Source organism: Nocardia wallacei (assembly GCF_014466955.1).
GTDB lineage: Bacteria > Actinomycetota > Actinomycetes > Mycobacteriales > Mycobacteriaceae > Nocardia > Nocardia wallacei.
The window spans coordinates 5830147-5849210 of sequence record NZ_AP023396.1 but is presented as its reverse complement, the minus strand read 5'-3'; the positions used below and the strand labels follow the sequence as shown (position 1 = coordinate 5849210).

General features: G+C 70.0%; 16 protein-coding genes. 11 read left to right on the top strand and 5 right to left on the bottom strand.

The annotated features are described in order from the left end of the window. Nucleotides 1-5: 5 nt before the first annotated feature. The 3 genes from NWFMUON74_RS25875 to NWFMUON74_RS25865 form a co-directional block, all read right to left on the bottom strand. Nucleotides 6-1187, bottom strand: coding sequence for a PucR family transcriptional regulator (locus tag NWFMUON74_RS25875; protein WP_187684380.1), 1182 nt, complete (start codon nucleotides 1185-1187; stop codon nucleotides 6-8). 34 nt (nucleotides 1188-1221) lie between these two features. Further along, nucleotides 1222-3684 carry a hypothetical protein gene (locus NWFMUON74_RS25870; RefSeq protein ID WP_187684379.1) on the bottom strand — a complete coding sequence of 821 codons (2463 nt, stop codon included), beginning with the start codon at nucleotides 3682-3684 and terminating at the stop codon, nucleotides 1222-1224. Nucleotides 3685-4037: 353 nt separating this feature from the next. Continuing rightward, nucleotides 4038-5534: a PucR family transcriptional regulator gene (locus NWFMUON74_RS25865; RefSeq protein WP_187684378.1), complete on the bottom strand. Its 1497-nt coding sequence runs from the start codon at nucleotides 5532-5534 to the stop codon at nucleotides 4038-4040. A 140-nt stretch (nucleotides 5535-5674) separates the two neighbouring features. On the opposite strand from NWFMUON74_RS25865, the gene NWFMUON74_RS25860 reads away from it, so the two are divergent. The 6 genes from NWFMUON74_RS25860 (at nucleotide 5675) to NWFMUON74_RS25835 (ending at nucleotide 13317) form a co-directional block, all read left to right on the top strand. After that, nucleotides 5675-6544: an FAD binding domain-containing protein gene (locus tag NWFMUON74_RS25860; protein WP_187684377.1), complete on the top strand. Its 870-nt coding sequence runs from the start codon at nucleotides 5675-5677 to the stop codon at nucleotides 6542-6544. Then, nucleotides 6544-7020: a (2Fe-2S)-binding protein gene (locus NWFMUON74_RS25855; RefSeq protein ID WP_187684376.1), complete on the top strand. Its 477-nt coding sequence runs from the start codon at nucleotides 6544-6546 to the stop codon at nucleotides 7018-7020. The genes NWFMUON74_RS25860 and NWFMUON74_RS25855 overlap by 1 nt, the downstream gene beginning before the upstream one ends. After that, nucleotides 7017-8363, top strand: coding sequence for an 8-oxoguanine deaminase (locus tag NWFMUON74_RS25850; protein WP_187684375.1), 1347 nt, complete (start codon nucleotides 7017-7019; stop codon nucleotides 8361-8363). The genes NWFMUON74_RS25855 and NWFMUON74_RS25850 overlap by 4 nt, the downstream gene beginning before the upstream one ends. A 5-nt stretch (nucleotides 8364-8368) precedes the next feature. Then, nucleotides 8369-10699, top strand: a complete 2331-nt coding sequence (locus NWFMUON74_RS25845; RefSeq protein ID WP_187684374.1) for a xanthine dehydrogenase family protein molybdopterin-binding subunit — start codon at nucleotides 8369-8371, stop codon at nucleotides 10697-10699. 66 nt (nucleotides 10700-10765) lie between these two features. Continuing rightward, the gene (locus NWFMUON74_RS25840) at nucleotides 10766-12199 is read left to right on the top strand and encodes an NCS2 family permease (RefSeq protein WP_187684373.1); all 1434 of its coding nucleotides are present in this window, start codon (nucleotides 10766-10768) and stop codon (nucleotides 12197-12199) included. Nucleotides 12200-12204: 5 nt separating this feature from the next. Then, nucleotides 12205-13317, top strand: coding sequence for an XdhC family protein (locus NWFMUON74_RS25835; protein ID WP_269475363.1), 1113 nt, complete (start codon nucleotides 12205-12207; stop codon nucleotides 13315-13317). Here NWFMUON74_RS25835 and NWFMUON74_RS25830 read toward each other — a convergent pair. Continuing rightward, on the bottom strand, nucleotides 13263-14255 hold the full coding sequence (locus NWFMUON74_RS25830) for an LLM class flavin-dependent oxidoreductase (RefSeq protein ID WP_187684371.1): 993 nt from the start codon (nucleotides 14253-14255) through the stop codon (nucleotides 13263-13265). The genes NWFMUON74_RS25835 and NWFMUON74_RS25830 overlap by 55 nt on opposite strands. Nucleotides 14256-14460: 205 nt before the next feature. Here NWFMUON74_RS25830 and NWFMUON74_RS25825 point away from each other — a divergent pair, with 205 nt between their 5' ends. Beyond that, entirely contained in the window at nucleotides 14461-15240 is a 780-nt protein-coding gene (locus NWFMUON74_RS25825; RefSeq protein ID WP_187684370.1) for an enoyl-CoA hydratase-related protein, read from the top strand. Nucleotides 15241-15247: 7 nt separating this feature from the next. Here the strand turns inward: NWFMUON74_RS25825 and NWFMUON74_RS25820 are convergent, their stop codons facing one another. Then, nucleotides 15248-15985, bottom strand: coding sequence for an SDR family oxidoreductase (locus NWFMUON74_RS25820; RefSeq protein WP_425300790.1), 738 nt, complete (start codon nucleotides 15983-15985; stop codon nucleotides 15248-15250). Between the two features lie 52 nt (nucleotides 15986-16037). On the opposite strand from NWFMUON74_RS25820, the gene NWFMUON74_RS25815 reads away from it, so the two are divergent. From NWFMUON74_RS25815 to NWFMUON74_RS25800, 4 genes are all read left to right on the top strand, one after another. Further along, nucleotides 16038-16367: a winged helix-turn-helix transcriptional regulator gene (locus tag NWFMUON74_RS25815; protein ID WP_232110602.1), complete on the top strand. Its 330-nt coding sequence runs from the start codon at nucleotides 16038-16040 to the stop codon at nucleotides 16365-16367. Nucleotides 16368-16457: 90 nt separating this feature from the next. Then, complete coding sequence (locus NWFMUON74_RS25810) at nucleotides 16458-16904, top strand: hypothetical protein (RefSeq protein ID WP_187684368.1); 447 nt, start codon at nucleotides 16458-16460, stop codon at nucleotides 16902-16904. Nucleotides 16905-17025: 121 nt separating this feature from the next. Continuing rightward, nucleotides 17026-17931, top strand: a complete 906-nt coding sequence (locus tag NWFMUON74_RS25805; RefSeq protein ID WP_187684367.1) for a metal-dependent hydrolase — start codon at nucleotides 17026-17028, stop codon at nucleotides 17929-17931. After that, nucleotides 17928-19037 (top strand): PDR/VanB family oxidoreductase, encoded by a 1110-nt coding sequence (locus NWFMUON74_RS25800; protein WP_425343073.1) that lies wholly within the window; start codon nucleotides 17928-17930, stop codon nucleotides 19035-19037. Before NWFMUON74_RS25805 ends, NWFMUON74_RS25800 begins: the two co-directional genes overlap by 4 nt. Nucleotides 19038-19064 lie beyond the last annotated feature (27 nt).

The window sequence follows — 19064 nt, the reverse complement described above, 5'->3', positions numbered from 1 at the left end:
GATCGTCAGGGCAACCGCAGTGCGGCGAGGGCCAGCGACAGCTCCACGTAGGAGCGCTGGCCCTCCAGCGACCGGCCGAGCAGCGTCGAGATCCGCTGCAGCCGGTTGATCACCGTGTTGCGGTGGCAATGCAGGCGCGGGGCGGCATTGGCGGCCGAGCAGTTCTCCGCCAGCCAGGCGGCGAGGGTCTGCAGCAGGATGTCGCGTTCCTTCGCCGGAAGCTCGAGCACCGGGCCCAGGATGTGCGCGACCAGCTGGTCGGCCAGGTCGGGCGAGCGGGTCAGCAGCGCCTCCGGGTAGCGCTCGTCCAGCGATACCAAGCCCGTGGCGTCGCCGGGCAGCGTCTCCAGCGCGGTGAGCGCCGACGCGTGTGCCGAATCCACTTGCGCCAGACCGGGAACGGCGGGGGAGGCGCCGGCGCGCCCGCGCACCAGCGGCCGCAGCTGCCGCAGCACGGCCGCGCTGTCACGGGTCTCCAGCGCCACCAGGCCGATGGTGGTGTCCATGTGGTCGTGCCACACCGAGCGAATTCCCAAGGCGGACAACGTCGTCTCGGCGCCCGCGCGCAAGGGGCGGTCGTCGCCGCGGGCGGCCACCACCAGATATGCCCCGTGGCTCGGCAGATTCAATTCCCGCGCGGCCCGGGCGGCGAACCCGGCGTCGTGCGCTCGGCCCGCGAGCAGATCCTCGATCAGCGCGTGGCGGCGCCGCTCGTCGCGGCGCACCTGCTCGAGCTCGGTGTTGCGGTAGGAGGTGACCAGCGCGGAGGACAGTCCGTCGATGACCGCCCACATCGCCGTCCCGGCCTCCCGGATCTCCTGCGGCCCGGCGCTGTCGGCCTTGTCCAGCAGCGCCTCCCACACGATGCCGCCGCCGAGCCGGAACGTCCGCAGCATCGCCTCCAGCGGAACGCCCTGCTCGGCCCGGTGCCGCCCGATCGCCGCCGCCACGTCGTCGCGCTCGGGGTCGCCGGGCTCGCCGCCGAGCAACTGCAGGATGCGCGTCAGGTAACGGCGGCAGCCGTCGCGCAATTCGGCTCGGGGCACCGAGGTGTAATCGGTCCATTCCGGGTTGTCGGTGAAGATCGCCGAGATCAACCGGCCGGTCAGTCGCGGGATATCGGCCCGGCACGCGTCCGCCAGCGTCCGGGTCCCCGGAGTCGACAGGGGCGGATGCGGCGCGGCCATGGCGGTTCACGCTACCGCCCGCGCCGCGCGGTCATCAACGAAGCATGCGCGCGAACTCGCCGCTCATGGCCCCGCGCCACGCCGACTGCCACGAGGACGTCGCGGGCATTCCGCCCGGTGTCGCCAGCGAGTTCCACGGCGTTCTCGACCGGCCCGAGGCCCACTGGTCGGTGGTGCTCGCTGCGGCGATATGACGCCTGGCGTCCCGCAGCAACTGGTAGTTGCCGGGATCGCGCATGACGTTGTTGACCGAGTCCAGCACCTGGGTCGCGTGGCGGTTACCGATGGCCGCCAGCATGCGGCCCGCGCCGTCTTTGCCACCGACGTTCGCGAGCATCCCCGTGGCCTGCGAGGTATCGCCGTTGGCCAGGTCTTGCAACTGCTTGATCTTCGCCTTGGTCGGGTCGGCCATGTAGTCGTTGATGAACGCCTGCTGCGCTCCGGTGTAGGCGCCGCCGTCGAGCGTCACGCCCAACGGATTCGCGCGATGGAAGCGGAACGCGGCGGCCTGCAGTGTCGCCATGTCCGCGGCGGCCTCCTCGGCGCTGCCGCGGCCGTGCACGAGATTGTTCGCGGACTCCTGCGCTCGTTTGGCGGCGGCGACCACGTGCCCGAGATGTTTGTCGGCGAGGGTTTCGTCGTCGGCGTTCGCATCCACGATCTGCCACGACCGGATGGAGTGGTGCATGACGTTCTGGTCGGTGAACCCGATGGACCTGAGCACGGCCCAGGCGTCGCTGCCACCGCCGCCAAGGTCCTCCAGACCCTGCAGGGCCGCGGCCGCTCCGCGGAAGGTGTTGATACCGCCGTTCTGCATGGCCGCCTCGCGCGCGCCCCGCTCGAATTGCTCCCATTTCATGTACGACCGGGCATACGTGCCCCCAGGACCGCCGACACCGGGCGAACCCCAGAAACCCCACTGCCCCACCTGCGCCGCCCGCTCCATGCGAGCGTTCGGCCGCAGCGGGGAACGGGTCGCCCCGAACAGCCATTCGGTGACCGGCGAATTGCTCACCGTGCTGACCGCGGCGAGAGCGGGCAGCAGGCCCGCGCCCATCGAACGATTGACGCTCGCGGTCCCCATGCCCAGTGCCTTCGCGCCACCGCCGCTGCCACCACCGGCGCCCGCGCGATTGCCCTGAGCAGCGAGCGCGAACCGGTTGGCGATCCATTCATTGCCGTTGTCCAGGCTCTTGCTGAGTTTCCGCAACTGGAATATCGCGACGATTTCCACGATCGCCCCGATCATGAACACCACCATCACCTGATCCCCGGCCAGCGCGAACAACTCGCCCAGGATCAGCATGTACACCCCGAGAAAGACGGTGAACACCGTCATGCGCAGGGCGGCCACGAAACTGTCCACGATATTGCGGATGAGGAACGTCTGCGTGGGACCGTAGACGAAACCGCCTGCGGCGAAACCGAATATCGACATCATCCCGTGGTAGATGGTGTCCAGCGCGGACTTGATTATCTTGAGCGCCAGCACGGCCCCGAACAACAGCAGGATCGCCCCGGATATGAGCAGCAGCAGACCGGTCGCGATCTGCTCGAAGTTCGGATTGTCCATCGATTCCTTCGCGGCGCTGTCGCCGCAGGCCTGGATCGCCTTCTTGACCCGTTCCTCGTTACCGGAGGAGATCGCCGCCGACCAGGCGGCCCGGCAGTTCGGCCGGCTGTCGATCACGTGCCCGTAGTTCCAGACCTGCAGGGGCCGCCGCGCGGTGTTGTCGGTCAGGGTGGCCTGCATGGTGGAGACCATGTGCTCCGGGTTCACGGCGGTGTCCCCGTGCAGGCCCGCCGCCACCGTGATGCCGAGATCCCGTCCCTGCGAGAGCCATCCGTGCGGCGACAGCACATCGGCCAGCGGTTCGGCGAGGAACATCGGCCCGAGCACCGCGATCAGCAGCATGGTCACGACCTGCATGGTCGCCTTGGAATAGAACCCGCGGGCGACGAACCACGCGACGCAGAAGGCGCCGATCGTCGCGGCCGTGATCAGCATGATCGGCGTCGCGAGCTGTCCGGACAAGCTGTGCGCCACGCCGAGCAGCGGCTTGGCGAGCAGGTTCAGCCACTCGAAGCTGAGGGCATAGCCGATGAGCCAGATCGCGGTGACGACGATGATCTTCCAGCCCGCGAATTCCATTCCGAGCACGATGGACAGCGCGGTGTTGCCCGGCGTCAGCAGGCCGCCGTGGTCGGTGGCGAACAGATAATTGGAGGCCTCCACCCCCGAGGAGTCGGCGACATGGGTCCAGGCGAGCGCGCTGCCCACCGACGATCCCGCGGTGCGGCCGGAGGCGGTGTCGGCCGTGGCCGCCGTGCCCAGCAGACCCGGAAATACGAACAGGACGAAGACGGCGAGCAGGATTCCCGCCGTCCAACGCCGCCGCCGCGTCGCGACTATCCACCCCCGGCAATGCCGGATCACCTCGGGGAGCCGCCAGAGGGCCGGCTGCCACCGATCGGATTTCCAGTTATTGACCGCCACAACCTGTTTCGTTTCTGTGCACGTCGGACCGAAGCTCGGCACACGAAGGAGAGCATTGGCATAGGCAAACCTCGGGGCTGCTCGACAGTCCCCGGAAACGACTCTCGAAGGCTATCGCCGCGGAATGAACGACCGACCTCGCAGCGGTGAACAGAGAACTCCGAAACAGCCGGAACCAGTTGGTATTTCGTCTCCGCCACGCCGTCGGGTGTTCACTGCCGGTTCACACTCGTCTCCGGGCCGTCACCCGCCGTGTGAGATATTCGTAGCGGTGAATCTTGTTGCCATATCATGATGTTCGCGGAATTCCGAATCGGTCCGCCCGCTCGTGCCGTGCGGAGCCCGCCGCGGGTTCAGCGCAAAGCCAGGGCCAGGAAGAAGTCGACGCGGTCGGCCAGTCGGGACAGGTCGCGCCCGGTCAGTTCCTCGATGCGGGCGATCCGGTAGCGCAGCGTATTGACGTGCACGTGCAGCGATTCGGCGCTGCGGGCCCAGGAGCCGGACGTCTCCAGGAAGATTTCCAGGGTGTGCACGAGATCGGCGCTGTTGTTCCGGTCGTAGCTGATCAGCGGGTCGAGCAGACGCAGCCGGAACATGCGCCGCACCTCGTCGGGCACGCTGGCCAGCAGCATCATGTGGGTGGCGAGCTCGTCGTGGCCCACCACACAGGCGGGGCGACGGCGGTCGGCGGCCACTCGCCGGGCGTGCCGGGCCTCCTCGACCGCGCCGCGCAGCGATTCGCCGTCCACGATGCCGCTCACCCCGATCGACAGCCGGCTGTCGCCCAGTCCCGGCTCGAGGGTGTCGAGTGCCGCGTGCACGAGGTCGAGCACGGATTGGTCGGTCGGTACCAGGGCGATCGCCTCGCCGTCCACGACACCGGCGGCAGGCGTTCGCCCGTACAGGATTTCGCGCAACAGCGCGCGTAATTCCCTGGGCCGCAACCCGTCTTCGGCGGCCGCGGCCACCGCGACGTAACTGTCGGCCGCGCCGAGTCCGGTCAGCTGCAGCCGCGAGACGATCTCTGCCGGTTTGGCATCGGAGACGATCAGCTGAACGAGTTCCTCGGCGAGGCGTCCCTCGGCGCTCTGCCGGTCGTCGTGCCGGGCGCGTTCCAGCGAGACGACCGCGGCCAGCTCGCCGGTCAGGGCGCGGCGCTCCTCGGTCCAGTCCGACCAGTCGCCGTCGAACACCAGCACCCAGTCGGCGGCCCGCGAGGTGCCGTGCTCGTCGACGGCGAACAGCGAGTACGGGCGGCCGCCGGCGGCGGTGACGCACGGCAGGCGGCGGGCGCTCAGGAAATCCGTGACGACCTGTGCGGGCGGGCGCTGGTGCGGCCCGGCCACCACGCGGCCCGTCGACGACATCACCCAGCAGCGCATGCCCAGATCGCGTTCGATCAGCTCCAGCACCGAGCCCAGTCCGGCCCCGGACACCAATTGCCGGTGCCGGTCCAGAATCGCCGACAGGTCCGCCGCCCGGCCCGTCGACAGGTCGCGGGTGATGCGTTCGGTGACCGTCGCGAACGCCACCGTCTCGTGCACCCGGAACAGCGGGATGCGGTGGCGGCGGCAGGCCCGCACCACATCGTCGGGCGGGGCGCCGTAGCGGGCGTCGCCGGTCGCCAGCGCCGCCACCTTCGCCCGCGCGAGCGCCGCGACGAACGTCTCGCTGTCCGCGGGGCCGCCGCGCCACTGCATGCCGGTGAGCACCAGCTCGCCGCCGGACAGATACCGGCCGGGATCGAGCAGATCCTGGGTGACGACCCAGCGCACGAACCGATCGAGCTCGTCTTCCCCGGTGACGAGCTCGAGCCCCAGGTCCATGGTGAGCAGCGAGCGAAGGCGCATGATCTTCGACGCTACCGGTTTGGAGATAAGTACGAATACCGCCGTGTGAACTGGCGCACAGTTCGTCGGTCCGGTCGTGGCCGCGTCCGCCCGCGCCCGGGTGTACTCGGGGAACACCGATCGAACCCGATGGAGTGACGATGGAATTCCTGCGACCCGGACATTGGGCGGAGGCGCTGAAAATGCGGGCCGACCACCCGCGGGCCACCCCGATTCAGGGCGGCACGGACGTCATGGTCGAACTGAATTTCGACAAAGGCCGCCCCGACGCGCTGTTGGACCTGAATCCGTGCCGCGAATTGCGGCGCATCGAGCGGATCGGCGGGCGGCTGCGGATAGGTGCCGGCGTACCGTACGTCGAAATCATTCGTGACCTGGGACGGGAGTTGCCCGCGCTGGCGCAGGCGGCTCGGACGGTGGGTTCGCCGCAGATCCGCAACCGCGCTTCGGTAGGCGGCAATCTCGGTGCCGCGTCGCCCGCCGGAGATACGCATCCGGCGCTGCTGGCGGCGAACGCGGTGATCGAGGTGGAATCCGCGGCGCGCGGCCCCCGGATGATCCCGATCGACGATTTCTACGTGTGGGTCAAACGGAATGCGCTCGAGCCGGACGAATTGATCCGGGCGATCTGGCTGGAACCGGCGTCCGGGCCGCAGTATTTCGCCAAGGTCGGCACCCGTAATGCCATGGTGATCGCCGTCTGCTCGTTCGCTGTCGCCGTGTATCCGGATCGGCGCGCGGTCGGCGCCGGTATCGGTTCGGCCGGGCCCACGCCGCTGCGCGCGGGCGCGGCAGAGCGGTATCTGGCCGAGACGCTGCCGTGGGACGACCCGGCGCCGCTGACCGATGCGGTGGCGCGCGAATTCGGCGAACTGGTCGCGGCCGCGGCCCGGCCGATCGACGACGTGCGCGGCACCGCCGACTATCGCAAGCATGCCCTGTCGGTGCTGGCGCGCCGCACGCTGACCTGGGCCTGGAACGATCACACGGCGCGGCGGAGGGCGGCCTGATGCGAGTGAGCTGCGAGGTCAACGGATCGACCGAGGACGTCGACGACGTCTGGGAGGGCGAGAGCCTGCTCTACCTGCTGCGCGAGCGGATGGGCCTGCCGGGCTCCAAGAACGCCTGCGAACAAGGCGAATGCGGTTCGTGCACAGTGTATCTGGACGGCGCCCCGGTCTGCTCGTGCCTGGTCGCCGCCGGGCAGGCGCACGGCCGCTCGGTGCGGACGGTGGAGGGCCTGGCCGCGACGGCCGACGAACTGGATCCGGTGCAGCAGGCGTTCCTGGCGGCCGGTGCCGTGCAGTGCGGCTTCTGCACCCCGGGCCTGATCGTGCAGGCGCACGACCTGATCGAGCGCAACCCGCGACCCTCGGACGTGGAGATCCGCGAGGCGCTCGCCGGAAACCTGTGCCGCTGCACCGGTTACGAGAAGATCCTGGACGCGGTCCGGGCGGCGGCCGAACGGAAGGCGGTGACCGAATGACGCACCGGCTGATCGTCGAGAACGCTTACCTCGCACCGGTTGTCGGCGAGGAGATCCCCAACGGACACCTCACTGTGGAGAACGGCCGGATCACCGGAATCGGCGCGGGCCCCGCACCGCGTATCGAGGGCGCCGAACATATCGACGGCACCGGCTGCCTGGTCACTCCGGGCCTGGTCAACACCCACCATCACCTGTACCAGTGGGCCACCCAAGGGATGTACCAGGATTCGACCCTGTTCGAGTGGCTCACGGGGTTGTACCGCACCTGGTCACACATCGATGCCGACATCACCTACGGCGCCGCCGCGGCGGGCCTGTCGTGGCTGGCGTTGAGCGGCGCCACCACCTCCTCCGACCATCACTACATCTTCCCGAAGGGGCGCGGCGACCTGTTCGAGGCCGAGGTGCGCGCCGCCGCCGAGGTGGGGCTGCGCTTCCACCCGTGCCGCGGCTCGATGGACCGCGGGCAGTCCGAGGGCGGCCTGCCGCCGGACGAGGTGGTCGAGCGGACCGACGAGATCCTCGGTGCCACAGCCGAAACCATCGACAGATACCACGACCCGTCGTTCGACTCCATGCTGCGCGTCGCGGTCGCGCCCTGCTCGCCGTTCTCGGTGAGCGAGACCCTGTTGCGCGAGTCGGCGGCCCTGGCCCGGGACAAGGGCGTGCGCCTGCACACCCACCTCGCCGAGACCCTGGACGAGGAACAGTACTGCCGCGAGCACATGGGTTGCACACCGGTGGAATACATGGAGAAGATCGGCTGGCTCGGCGACGACGTATGGTTCGCCCACGCGGTGCACCTGCACGACAAGGACATTCGGCGCTTCGCCGACACCGGCAGCGGCTCGGCGCACTGCCCGACCTCCAACGCCCGCCTCGGAGCGGGCATCGCGCGGGTGTCGGATCTGCTGGCCGCGGGCGCCACCGTGGGGCTCGGGGTGGACGGCGCCGCGTCCAGCGAGCTGACCTCGATGGCCGGTGAAATGCGCCAGGCCCTGCTGTTCCAGCGGGCGGTGCACGGCCCGCAGGCCCTCACCGCGCGCCAGGCGCTGTGCATGGCCACCCTGGGCGGCGCCCGAAATCTGGGCCGCCACCGCGAGATCGGCAGCCTCGAGCCGGGCAAGCTCGCCGACCTCGCGGTGTGGCGGGTCGACGGCTTCCGCGCCGCTCTCGGAGATCCTGTCTGCGCGTTGGTCTTCGGGCCCACCCCGCCCCTGGCGCGACTGCTCGTCGGTGGTCGCACGGTGGTAGCGGACGACGAACTGCGCACCGTCTCCCGGGACGCCGTCGCCCGCGCCGGGGCCACCGCCCGCCACCGTCTACTGCGCGAGGAGTGACAGCCATGACATCCACTCGTTCGACCAGGTTCCCGGAGCGAGTCGCCGCGCCCGGCAAGGGCGGCGTCGGCGCCAGCCCGCTGCGACCGGACGGCACCCTGAAGGTGAAGGGCGAGTTCGCCTACTCCTCCGACCTCTGGATGGACGGCATGCTGTGGGGCGCCACGCTGCGCAGCCCGCACCCCCGCGCCCGCATCGTCGCCCTCGATATCGCTCCCGCGCTGGCCGTTGCCGGTGTGCACGCGGTGCTCACCTGCGATGACGTACCCGGCCGCAAGCACTACGGTCTCGACCACACCTGGGACCAGCCCGTGCTGGCCATCGGCGAGGTGCGCCACCAGGGCGAGCCGGTCGCCCTGGTCGCCGCCGACCACCCCGAGATCGCCCGGCGCGCCATGCGGGCCATCGAGATCGAGTGGGAGGTACTGGAGCCGGTCACCGATCCCGTTGCGGTGGTGGAGGATCCGCAGACCCATCGGGTGCAGGAGCGCGGCGGCATCGCCCGCCACCAGCCGGTCCGGGTCGGCGACATCGAGGTGGGCCGGGCGCTCGCCGATGTGGTGGTGTCGGAGAAGTTCGAGGTCGGCATCCAGGACCAGGCGTTCCTCGGGCCGGAATCGGGCCTGGTGGTGCCGACCGAGGACGGCGGCCTGGAATTCTTCGTCGCCACCCAGTGGATGCACAACGACCTGTCGCAGATCGCCCCGTGCCTGCGCCTGCCGTACGAGAAGATCCGCATGACACTGGCCGGGGTCGGCGGCGCCTTCGGGGGCCGCGAGGACCTGTCGATGCAGATCCACGCCGGCATGCTGGCGATGTACACCGGCAGGCCCATCAAGATGGTGTACAACCGGGAGGAGTCGTTCTTCGGCCACGTGCACCGGCATCCGGCGCAGCTGTGGTACGAGTACGGCGCGACCCGCGACGGCAAGCTCACCTTCGCGAAGGTGCGGATCGTCCTCGACGGCGGCGCCTACACCTCGGCGACGCTCAACGTCACCGGCAACGCGTCGTCACTGGCGCTGGGCCCCTACGAGTTTCCGCATCTCGAGGTCGACGCGTACGGCGTCTACACCAACAATCCGCCGTGCGGTGCGATGCGGGGCTTCGGCGCGGTGCAGGCGTGCTTCGCGCACGAGTCGATGATGGACAAGCTGGCCGACGCGCTCGGCCTCGACCCCGTGCACATTCGCCAGATCAATGTCGTCACACAGGGTTCCAAGCTGGCCACGGGGCAGATCGTGCACGCGCCCACCCCGTTGCGCGAGATGCTGGGTCAGCTGGAGCGCATGCCACTGCCGGAACCGCTGGACGCCGATGACATTCGCAACCTGCCCGGCGGGGCCTCGCAGACCACGCACGGCGAGGGCGTGGTGCGCGGGATCGGGTACGGCGTCGGCATCAAGAACATCTGCTTCTCCGAGGGCTTCGACGACTACTCCACGGCTCGGGTGCGGTTGGAAGTCGTTGCGGGAGAACCGGTCGCGCTGGTGCACACCGCGGCGGCCGAGGTCGGGCAGGGACTGGTGACGGTCGAGGCGCAGATCGCCCGGACCGAACTCGGCGTCGACCGGGTCACGATCCATCCGGCCGACAACGGCGTCGGGGACGCCGGTTCCTCCTCGGCTTCCCGGCAGACCTACATGACCGGCGGCGCGGTCAAGACCGCCTGCGAGGCGGTCCGGGCCCGGGTCCTGGAACTGGCCGTCGCGCAGGGGCACACCGGCGCGGCGAAGCTGGCGGGCGGCAAGGTGGTCGCCCGCGACGGTGCGGTACTCGCGGCGCTCGTCGACGTGCTGGATGAGGGGTTCGTCGAAGAGACCCGCGTGTACCAGCACCGGCCGACCACCGGCATGGACCCGGTCACCGGTCAGGGCAACAGCCACACCCAGCTCGCCGTCTGCGTGCATCGTGCGGTGGTGGACGTCGATGTCGAGCTGGGCCTGGTCAAGGTCGTCGCGCTGGACGCGGTCCAGGACGTCGGCAAGATCATGAACCGGCTGTCGCTGGAGGGCCAGATCCACGGCGGGTCCGTGCAGGGCCTCGGTCTGGCGGTCATGGAGGAAATCCAGGTCACCGACGGAAAGGTGCGCAACCCCTCGTTCACGGACTATCTCATCCCGACCATTCTCGACACTCCGTCACAGCGGCTGGAGATCCTCGAGAACCCCGACCCGCACGCCCCCTACGGGCTGCGCGGCGCCGGAGAGCCCCCGACGCTGTCGTCCACCCCGGCCATCGTCTCGGCGATCCGCCAGGCCTGCCGGGCCGCCGGCGGCACCGGGGACCTGACCCGCGTGCCGGTCCGTCCGACGGACATCATCCGAAGCCGCTGATCCACCGTCCGCCCGGTTCGTAAGACGGCACGGACCGCAGGTCTGCCCTTAGGAGGGCACCCGCCAATGACCCAAGTACAGATCCGTACCAGTCCCGCGGCCGCCCGGTCCGCCTTCGACCGGCTGTTCCGTCTCCGCGAGCGGCGCACCACCGTCGCTCGGGAAATCCGTGGCGGCGTCACGACTTTCGTCGCGATGGCCTACGTGATCCTGCTGGTTCCACTGATTCTCGGCGGCGCCACCGACATCGACGGCCGCCGTCTCGACATCGCCCAGCTCACCACCGCCACAGCGTTTTCGGCCGGACTGTCCACCGTGTTGATGGGGCTGGTCGGCAACGTGCCGCTGGCGCTGGCGGCGGGGCTGGGCGTGGTACCGGTGGTGGCCTACCAGGCCGCGCCGCACATGACCTGGCCGCAGACCATGGGCCTGGTGGCGCTCATGGGCGTGATCATCGTGATCATGGCCGCGACCGGGCTGCGGACCATGATCATCAATGCCATCCCGCTGGCGTTGAAGAACGCGATCGGTGTCGGGATCGGCATGTTCATCGCCATGATCGGGCTGGTGTCGGCGGGGGTGGTCGGGCACGGCTCGCCGACCGGGCCGCCGGTGGGGCTGGGCCCGGACGGGCACCTGCGGGGCTGGCCGGTGCTGGTGTTCGGCGTGGGCCTGCTGGTGATGCTGGCGCTCTACATCCGCAAGGTGCCGGGCGCCATCCTGATCAGTATCGCGATCGCCACCGCGCTGGCCATCCTCGTCAACGCGGTCGCCGACATCGACGCGGGCGCGTGGGGCACGGTCGTTCCCGAACTGCCCGACAAGCTGTTCGCCGCGCCGGATTTCGGTCTCGCGCTGCACATCGACCCGCTCGGCGGCTTCGCCCGGGCCGGTGCCATGACGGCGGGCGTGGTGCTGTTCACGCTGGTCCTGACGGGCTTCTTCGACGCGATGGGCACGATCTTCGGAGTGTGCGACGAGGCCGGACTGCTGGACGAGCGCGGCACCATGCCCGGCCTGGGCCGCGTGCTCACCACCGACGGCGTCGCGCAGGTCATCGGCGGGGCCGCGGGCGGCGCGGGCAGCACGGTGTACGTGGAGTCGGCGACGGGCGTCGGCGAGGGCGCCCGCACCGGCCTGGCCAGCGTGGTGACCGGCGGATTGTTCTGTCTGGCAATCTTTTTCACACCCGTCGCGGGGGTGGTGCCGATCCAGGCGGCCGCACCGGCGCTGGTGCTGGTGGGCGCGCTGATGATGACCCAGGCCCGCAAGATCGACTGGGGCGATCCGGAGGTCGCGGTACCCGCCTTCCTGACCATCGTCGCGATGCCGTTCACCTACTCGATCACCAACGGTGTGGGCGCGGGCCTGATCGCGTACACGGTGATCAAGGCCGCGCGCGGCAAATTCGGCGAGATCCACTGGCTGGTATGGGTGGTGAGCGTGGTCTTCGCGGGCTACTTCGCCATCTCCGGTATCGAAGTACTGCTGGGCGGGTGAAGATCGTGCGTGAACTGACCGAGCGACTGCGGCAATGGCATGCGGCCGGTACGCGGTACGCGGTGGCGAGCATCGTCGGCGTCACCGGCAGCGCCCCGCGCCCACCGGGTGCGGCGCTGGCGGTGGACGAGACGGGCGCGGTGGTCGGCAGCGTCTCCGGCGGTTGCGTGGAAGGCGCGGTCTACGAGCTCTGCCGGGAAGTGCTGCGCACCGGCCGGCCACGGCGAGAGACCTTCGGCTACAGCGACTCCGACGCGTTCGCGGTCGGGTTGACCTGTGGCGGTGCGCTCGAGGTATTCGTCCATCCGGTCGGTCCACGCGAACGCGAGATCATCGACACGGCCCTGTCCCATGTCGGTCCGGTGGCCCTGGTCCGGGATATGGACAGCGGCGCCACGCTGGCGCTGGGGCCGGACTGGGCACACGGCACCGGATTCGATGCGAAGGTGATGGCCGAGGCGCGGGCGATGCTCGACCTCGGCGTCACCGGCGTGCGCGTGATCGGCTGCGGTCCAGGCGTTTCGGCGGACGCTGCCGCCGAGATCTTCGTGGAGTCGTATGTTCCGCCGCCGCGCATGATCGTGTTCGGGGCCATCGACTTCGCGGGAGCGGTCGCGCGGATCGGCAAGTTCCTGGGCTATCACGTCACCGTCTGCGACGCGCGGCCGGTGTTCGCCACCCCGGCACGGTTCCCCGAGGCCGACGAGGTGGTGGTGGAGTGGCCGCACCGCTATCTGGCCCGCACCGGGGTGGACGCGCGCACGGTGATCTGCGTGCTCACCCACGACGTGAAGTTCGATGTGCCGGTTCTGGAAATCGCGCTGCGCGGTCCCGCCGCCTATGTGGGCGCCATGGGCTCGCGACGCACCCACCGCGACCGCCTGGCCCGGCTGCGCGCGGCGGGACTCACCACAACCGAACTGGCACAGCTGCATTCGCCCATCGGCCTCGACCTCGGCGGGCACACGCCGGAGGAGACCGCCGTGGCGGTGGCCGCCGAGATCGTGGCGGTGCGCCGTGGTGGCTCGGGCCGCGCGCTGGCCGCGACGGACGGCCCCATTCATCACTTCGTGGCACCGCAGGCCGTGGGTCCGCCGCCGATGGGCGCGAGCCGGTAGCTGCCCAGTAGGTCCGTCACGCGATCCAGCTGGGTCTCGAAGTCCTCGGGTCGCACGGCCGCGATGCGGATCAGCAGGTGTCGCGCACCGGCCTGGACGTAGCGGTCCAGTCCGGCGGCGACCTGCTCCGCCGAGCCGGTGATCATCACCTGAATGGCGCCGACCGCGTCCCGCGACATCCGGTAGGTCGCCTGGCAGTACTCCTCCAGCGCCGCCCGACCGCGTTCCGCGTCGTCGTCGATGTGAACGGTGGCGAAAAGTGCCGGGGTGACCGCGTTCTCGGGCCGCCCCGCGGCCTCGCTCGCCGCCGCGACGGCCCGGCGGCCCGAGCGGTAGTCGGCGACATCGGGCGGGTAGGGGAGCCAGCCGTCGTACAGCCGCCCGGTGCGCGCGAGCGCGGCGGGGGTGATTCCGGCCAGCCAGATCGGGGGACCGCCGGGCCGGTGCGGCGGCGGCACCTCGGGCAGCCAGTCGTAGCGAAGCACCTTGCCGTGGAACGGCTCCGAGTTGCCCGCCCACAGTCGCCGCCACAGCCGCACCGTGTCGTCCAGGTGTGAGAACCGTGTCTTGAACCGCACCCCGGACAGCTCGAATTCCGGCTCGCTGAGCCCGGGGAACCCGCCCCCGACACCGAGGATCAGCCGTCCCGCCGTCAGCAGATCCAGCGAGGCCAGGGTCAACGCCGTCTGCACGGGCTGGCGATAGGCGGGGATCAGCGCCGCCGTGCCCAGGGTGATGCGTTCGGTCGCCGCGGCCGCGGCGGCCAGCAGCGTCAGCGGTTCCACGCGGGCCCGCAGCAGCGAATCGCCGACCCACGCCGAGTCGAAGCCCAGGCGTTCCGCTCGCACCACCAGATCCAGCAGGGCTCGCGCCGAACCTCCGGCCGACAATTGCGCCTGTCCGGCGGGCAACAGCAGCCCGTATCGAGTGTCGTTCATGTGGCCGAGCATTCGCCGCAGCCAGGCGGCGAACAATTCCCCGGAGGGTATCGGGACGGGTCGGTGCGGGCGATGTCCGCGCGACTGCCGGTCGGTGACCACACCCGGGACCACAGCGTGGGCCGTGACCGCGTCGGCGCGGATCGACCGCGGCTACAGGTGACGATCGGGCATCGATGGCCCGTCCGGGATTACGGTGGGAGCCATGACCGCAGCGGACTATCAGCACCTGCTCGTCGCACGGGCGGACGGCACCCTCCGGATCACCATGAACCGGCCGGAGCGGCGCAACGCCCTGTCCGCCGAACACCTGGCCGAGCTGCTGGCCGCCTTCCGGGCCGCCGGCGACAGCGACGCCACCGGTATCGTGCTGGCCGCCAACGGCCCGGTCTTCTCCGCGGGGCACGATTTCGCCGACGTGGCCGCGCGGTATCTGCTCGAGGTGCGCGAGCTGCTCACGCTGTGCACCGAGCTGATGTCCACCATCGAATCGGTACCGCAGGTGGTGATCGCGCGCGTGCACGGGCTGGCGACTGCCGCCGGATGCCAGCTGGTCGCCTCCTGCGACCTGGCCGTCGCGGCGGAATCGGCCGGATTCGCGCTGCCGGGCGGCAAGGGCGGATGGTTCTGCCACACCCCGGCCGTGCCGGTGGCCCGCGCGGTCGGGCGCAAACGGCTGATGGAACTGGCCCTGACCGGCGACCCGATCGATGCCCACACCGCCGAGCAGTGGGGATTGATCAATCGCGCGGTACCCGACGCCGAACTGGACGCCGCGGTCGACGAGCTGATGTCGCGCGCCACCCGGGGCAGCCGCGCGAGCAAGGCCCTCGGTAAGCGCACCCTCTACGCTCAGCTGGATCGTCCCGAGGCCGACGGCTACGCCCTCGCCCTCGAGGTCATGGCCGCCGCCTCACAGTTGCCCGGCGCCCGCGAGGGCATGGCCGCGTTCCTGGAGAAGCGCGATCCGGTGTGGCCGGACTGAATCGGAATCACTGCCGCGCCAGGTAATCCGCGCCGCCGACGTACACGGTGTGGCCGGGTTCGGCCGCGGTGGTCGTGGCATCGGCGACGGCGGTGGCGAACTCGTCCACCGTCGGCAGTTCGCCGTGCTCGGTGCGCGCGGCGACGGCCGCCGGATCGCGCCGCCGCAGCAGCCGCACGATGATGGTGCCGTCGATCATGTCACCCGATACCACGGTGAAACCCACACCGCGAGCGGTGAATTCGGGAATCATCGCCCGTAGCTCGTCCTCACCGGCGCGCTTGCTCGCCGCGATCGGCCGGTAGGCGTCGGGGACCGGCTTGCGGCCGTGGAAGTGCGCCTGATGGCTGGTGACGAACACGATGCGGCCGCCGGAAGGCATGTGCGGCAACGCTATCCGGGCCAGGCGAACCTGGGCGTCGCGGTTGATGGCCATGGCGTAGTCCGGCGGGGCGCCGTGCTCGAGACCGCCGGAGGCGTTGAGCACCAGTACATCCAGGCGGCCGAACCGGCTCGCCACCTGCTCGACCAGCGCCCGCGCCGCGCCCTCGTCCGACAGATCCGCACCGGCGATCGAGGCGCTCCCGCCGTTCTGGGCGATCTCGTCGGCGAGTTGCTCTGCGCGCCTGCGTTTCTCGCGATAGTTGAGTACCACGTGGTCGCCGCGGGCGGCCAGGATCCGCGCCGTCTGCGCCCCGATACCGCGCGACGCCCCGGTCACCACCACGATTCGCTGCGAACCCACCATGCACTCCCACTCGATCGCTTCTATTTCAGAATCACTATGGTAGTTCGAAATGAGAAGTGCAAGACGGCGCGAGGCGGCGGATCCGGCGCCGATTCACGCGGCCATGGAACTGCTGGGCCAGCGCTGGATGCTGCGTGTGCTGTGGGAGCTGGAGCCCGGGCCCATCGGTTTCCTGGAGCTGCGGCGCCGGATGGGCAATTGCTCGTCGAGCATGCTGTCGGTGCGGTTGCAGCATCTGCAGAGCGCGGGGCTGGTGGTGAAGCGTGCGGACAAGGCCTACGAGCCGACTCCGATCGGCCGCGAACTCGCCGTCGCGCTGCAGCCGCTCTGGGACTGGTCGCGGCGCTGGACCGACGGCCACTCGGGCGCGACGCGGTAATTTGCGCGTGCCGCGTGCGAAGGCGGCGCGGATGGACCATGATCCGGTCAGGGGCGGCGTGCGGGCACGCCGGTACACAGTGGGATGGAGATGACGGTGCGGACGATCGGTTTCCCGGCACGCCACCGTCGGCCGGCCGTTGCGGCGGTGGTGTCGGCGGTGATTGCCCTCGCCGGCTGCGGCGGGCAGGACACGGACGCGGCGGGTCAGTCGCCGACGGCGAACGAGCTGCCGGAGGTGATCGACTGTCCGTTCGGCAAGCCCGCGGTCCGCCCGGCGAATGTCATCATGGCGTGCGCGGATCTCGGGCTGCGAGTGGAGCGGATCGACTGGAAGTCCTGGGGACCGGACCGGGCCGAGGGTGACGGTGTGCAGCACTTCAACACCTGCGACCCCAACTGCGCGGCCGGCAACTTCGTCAGCGTGCCGGTCCATATCGTGCTGTCCGATGTGGTCGAACCCGGGCACGTCTTCACGACCGCCACGACCACCGACGCGAACGGAAAAACGCTGACCAGCCCGATGACACGCCGCTGACCGGCGGTTCCGTGACGCGACTCTAGGTGTAACTCCTGGTAGCGGATACAGGTGCACTATTGCTACGGTCATGTAGCAACGGCCGACACCGGCCGCTGTGACCGGAACACCAGGAGTACCGATGAAGTTACTTCCTCTTCGGGCAGGTCGCGAGACGATCGATCCGGGCGAGGTGGCTCTGCAGGCCCGGAATGTGCACTTCGACTGGCGCGACACCCCGCTGCACTGGATGTCGGCCGAGCCGATCGGGTCCCACCTGATCAATGCGCTGAACCTGCTGCTGCCCGAGGGCGAGCGGATGTTCTGCCGGACGTTCTCCGAGGCGCTGCCACTGGTCAAGGACGAGAAGCTGCGTGAGCAGATGCTCGGGTTCATCGGTCAGGAGTCGATGCACGCCGAAACTCACAACGGCGTGCTCGACGAGGTGTTCGCGGCGCACGGCATAGATGTCGAGCCGTACGTGCGCCAGATGGAATTCCTGTTCCGCACGACGCTCGGCCCCCGCGACGGCCGGTCCGCCCGCGCGGAATTCCAGGCCCTGGTCGAACGCCTCGGCTTCATCGCCACCCTCGAGCACTTCTTCGCCTTCCTCGGCGACTGGGTGCTCAACGCCGACCTCGAGCGGTTCGGCGCGGACCTGAACGTGCTGGATCTGTTCCGCTGGCACGGGGCGGAGGAGGTGGAGCACCGCTTCGTCGCGCACGAGGTCGCCGAGTATTTCGACATCGGCTATGTGCGGCGCTGCGCGCTGATGCTCATCACGTTCCCGATCTTCGTCGCGCTGCTGATGCGCGGCACCAAGTACCTTGTGCAGCAGGACGATTCGCTGCCCAACCTGCGCTATCCGCGACTGACACTGAAGATCTTCGGCGCGATGTGGCGTGGCGCGCTGCCGGGCGTCCCGTCGCTGCTGTGGAGCGCGCTGTCGGTGTTCCAGCCCGGCTACACCCCGGCGTCGGTCGGGTCCACCGCCCAGGCCGTGGCGTACCTGGCGAAATCCCCGGCTGCGCAGGCGATCTCGTCGTGACCACGCATCGCACGGGGCCCGATCGACCACCGGCCGATCTGTACGGCCGCCCCCGGACGGATCGCGCGATGCGGGTGTTCCACACCGTCGCCGAAACCCGCTTCCGCTGGAGCGCCTTGGTCAACCGGCGCCGCCCCGCCGGTCGCGTGGACGACCGCCGGCTGAGCATGACGGTGGTGCAGCGCCGGGTGGAGGCCCACGACTCCGACGTGATCAGCCTGCTGCTCACCGCGCCGGACGGCCGGGAGCTGCCGAGCTGGCGGCCCGGCGCGCACCTCGATCTGGAGCTGCCCTCGGGCACGCTGCGGCAGTACTCGCTGTGCGGCGACCCGGCCGACCGGCGCCACTACCGGATCGCGGTGCGGCGCATCCCGGACGGCGGCGGCGGATCGCTGGAGGTGCACGAGTCGCTGCGCGCCGGTGCGCGCGTGACCGTCCGCGGTCCCCGCAACGCCTTCCCGTTCGTCCTGCCCGGTTACGGATCCGACGCCACCCGAGTGCATTTCGTGGCCGGCGGGATCGGCATCACACCGATTCTGCCGATGGTGCGCATGGCCCACCGGCTCGGCGTGGACTGGTCGATGGTGTACACCGGGCGCAGCCGCGACACCATCCCGTTCCTGGCCGAGATCGAGAGTTTCGGCGCGCGCGAGACCGTGCGCACCGACGACGAGCACGGCCTGCCCACCGCCGCGGACCTGCTGCCGCGAGTGGGGCCCGACACCTCGGTGTACTGCTGCGGCCCGGTGCCGATGACCGCCGCGATCGCCGCCGCCGTGCGCGACATGCCCGGCGTGGAACTGCATTCCGAGCGATTCTCGGCGCCGCCGGTCGTCGACGGCAGGCCGTTCACGGTGGAGCTGGCCCGCACCGGCGAGGTGGTGGCGGTACCCGCCGACCGGACGGCGCTGGAACAGGTGCTGGCGGCACGACCCGACACCGCGTACTCCTGTCGGCAGGGATTCTGCCGCACCTGCAAGGTCCGGGTGCTGTCCGGCGCGGTCGACCACCGCGACACCGTGCTCACTCCGGACGAGCGCGCCGACGGTGCCATGCTGATCTGCGTATCCCGTTGCGACGGTGACCGTTTGGTACTGGATCTGTGAATCCCCGCCCGCCCGGCGACATGCCGA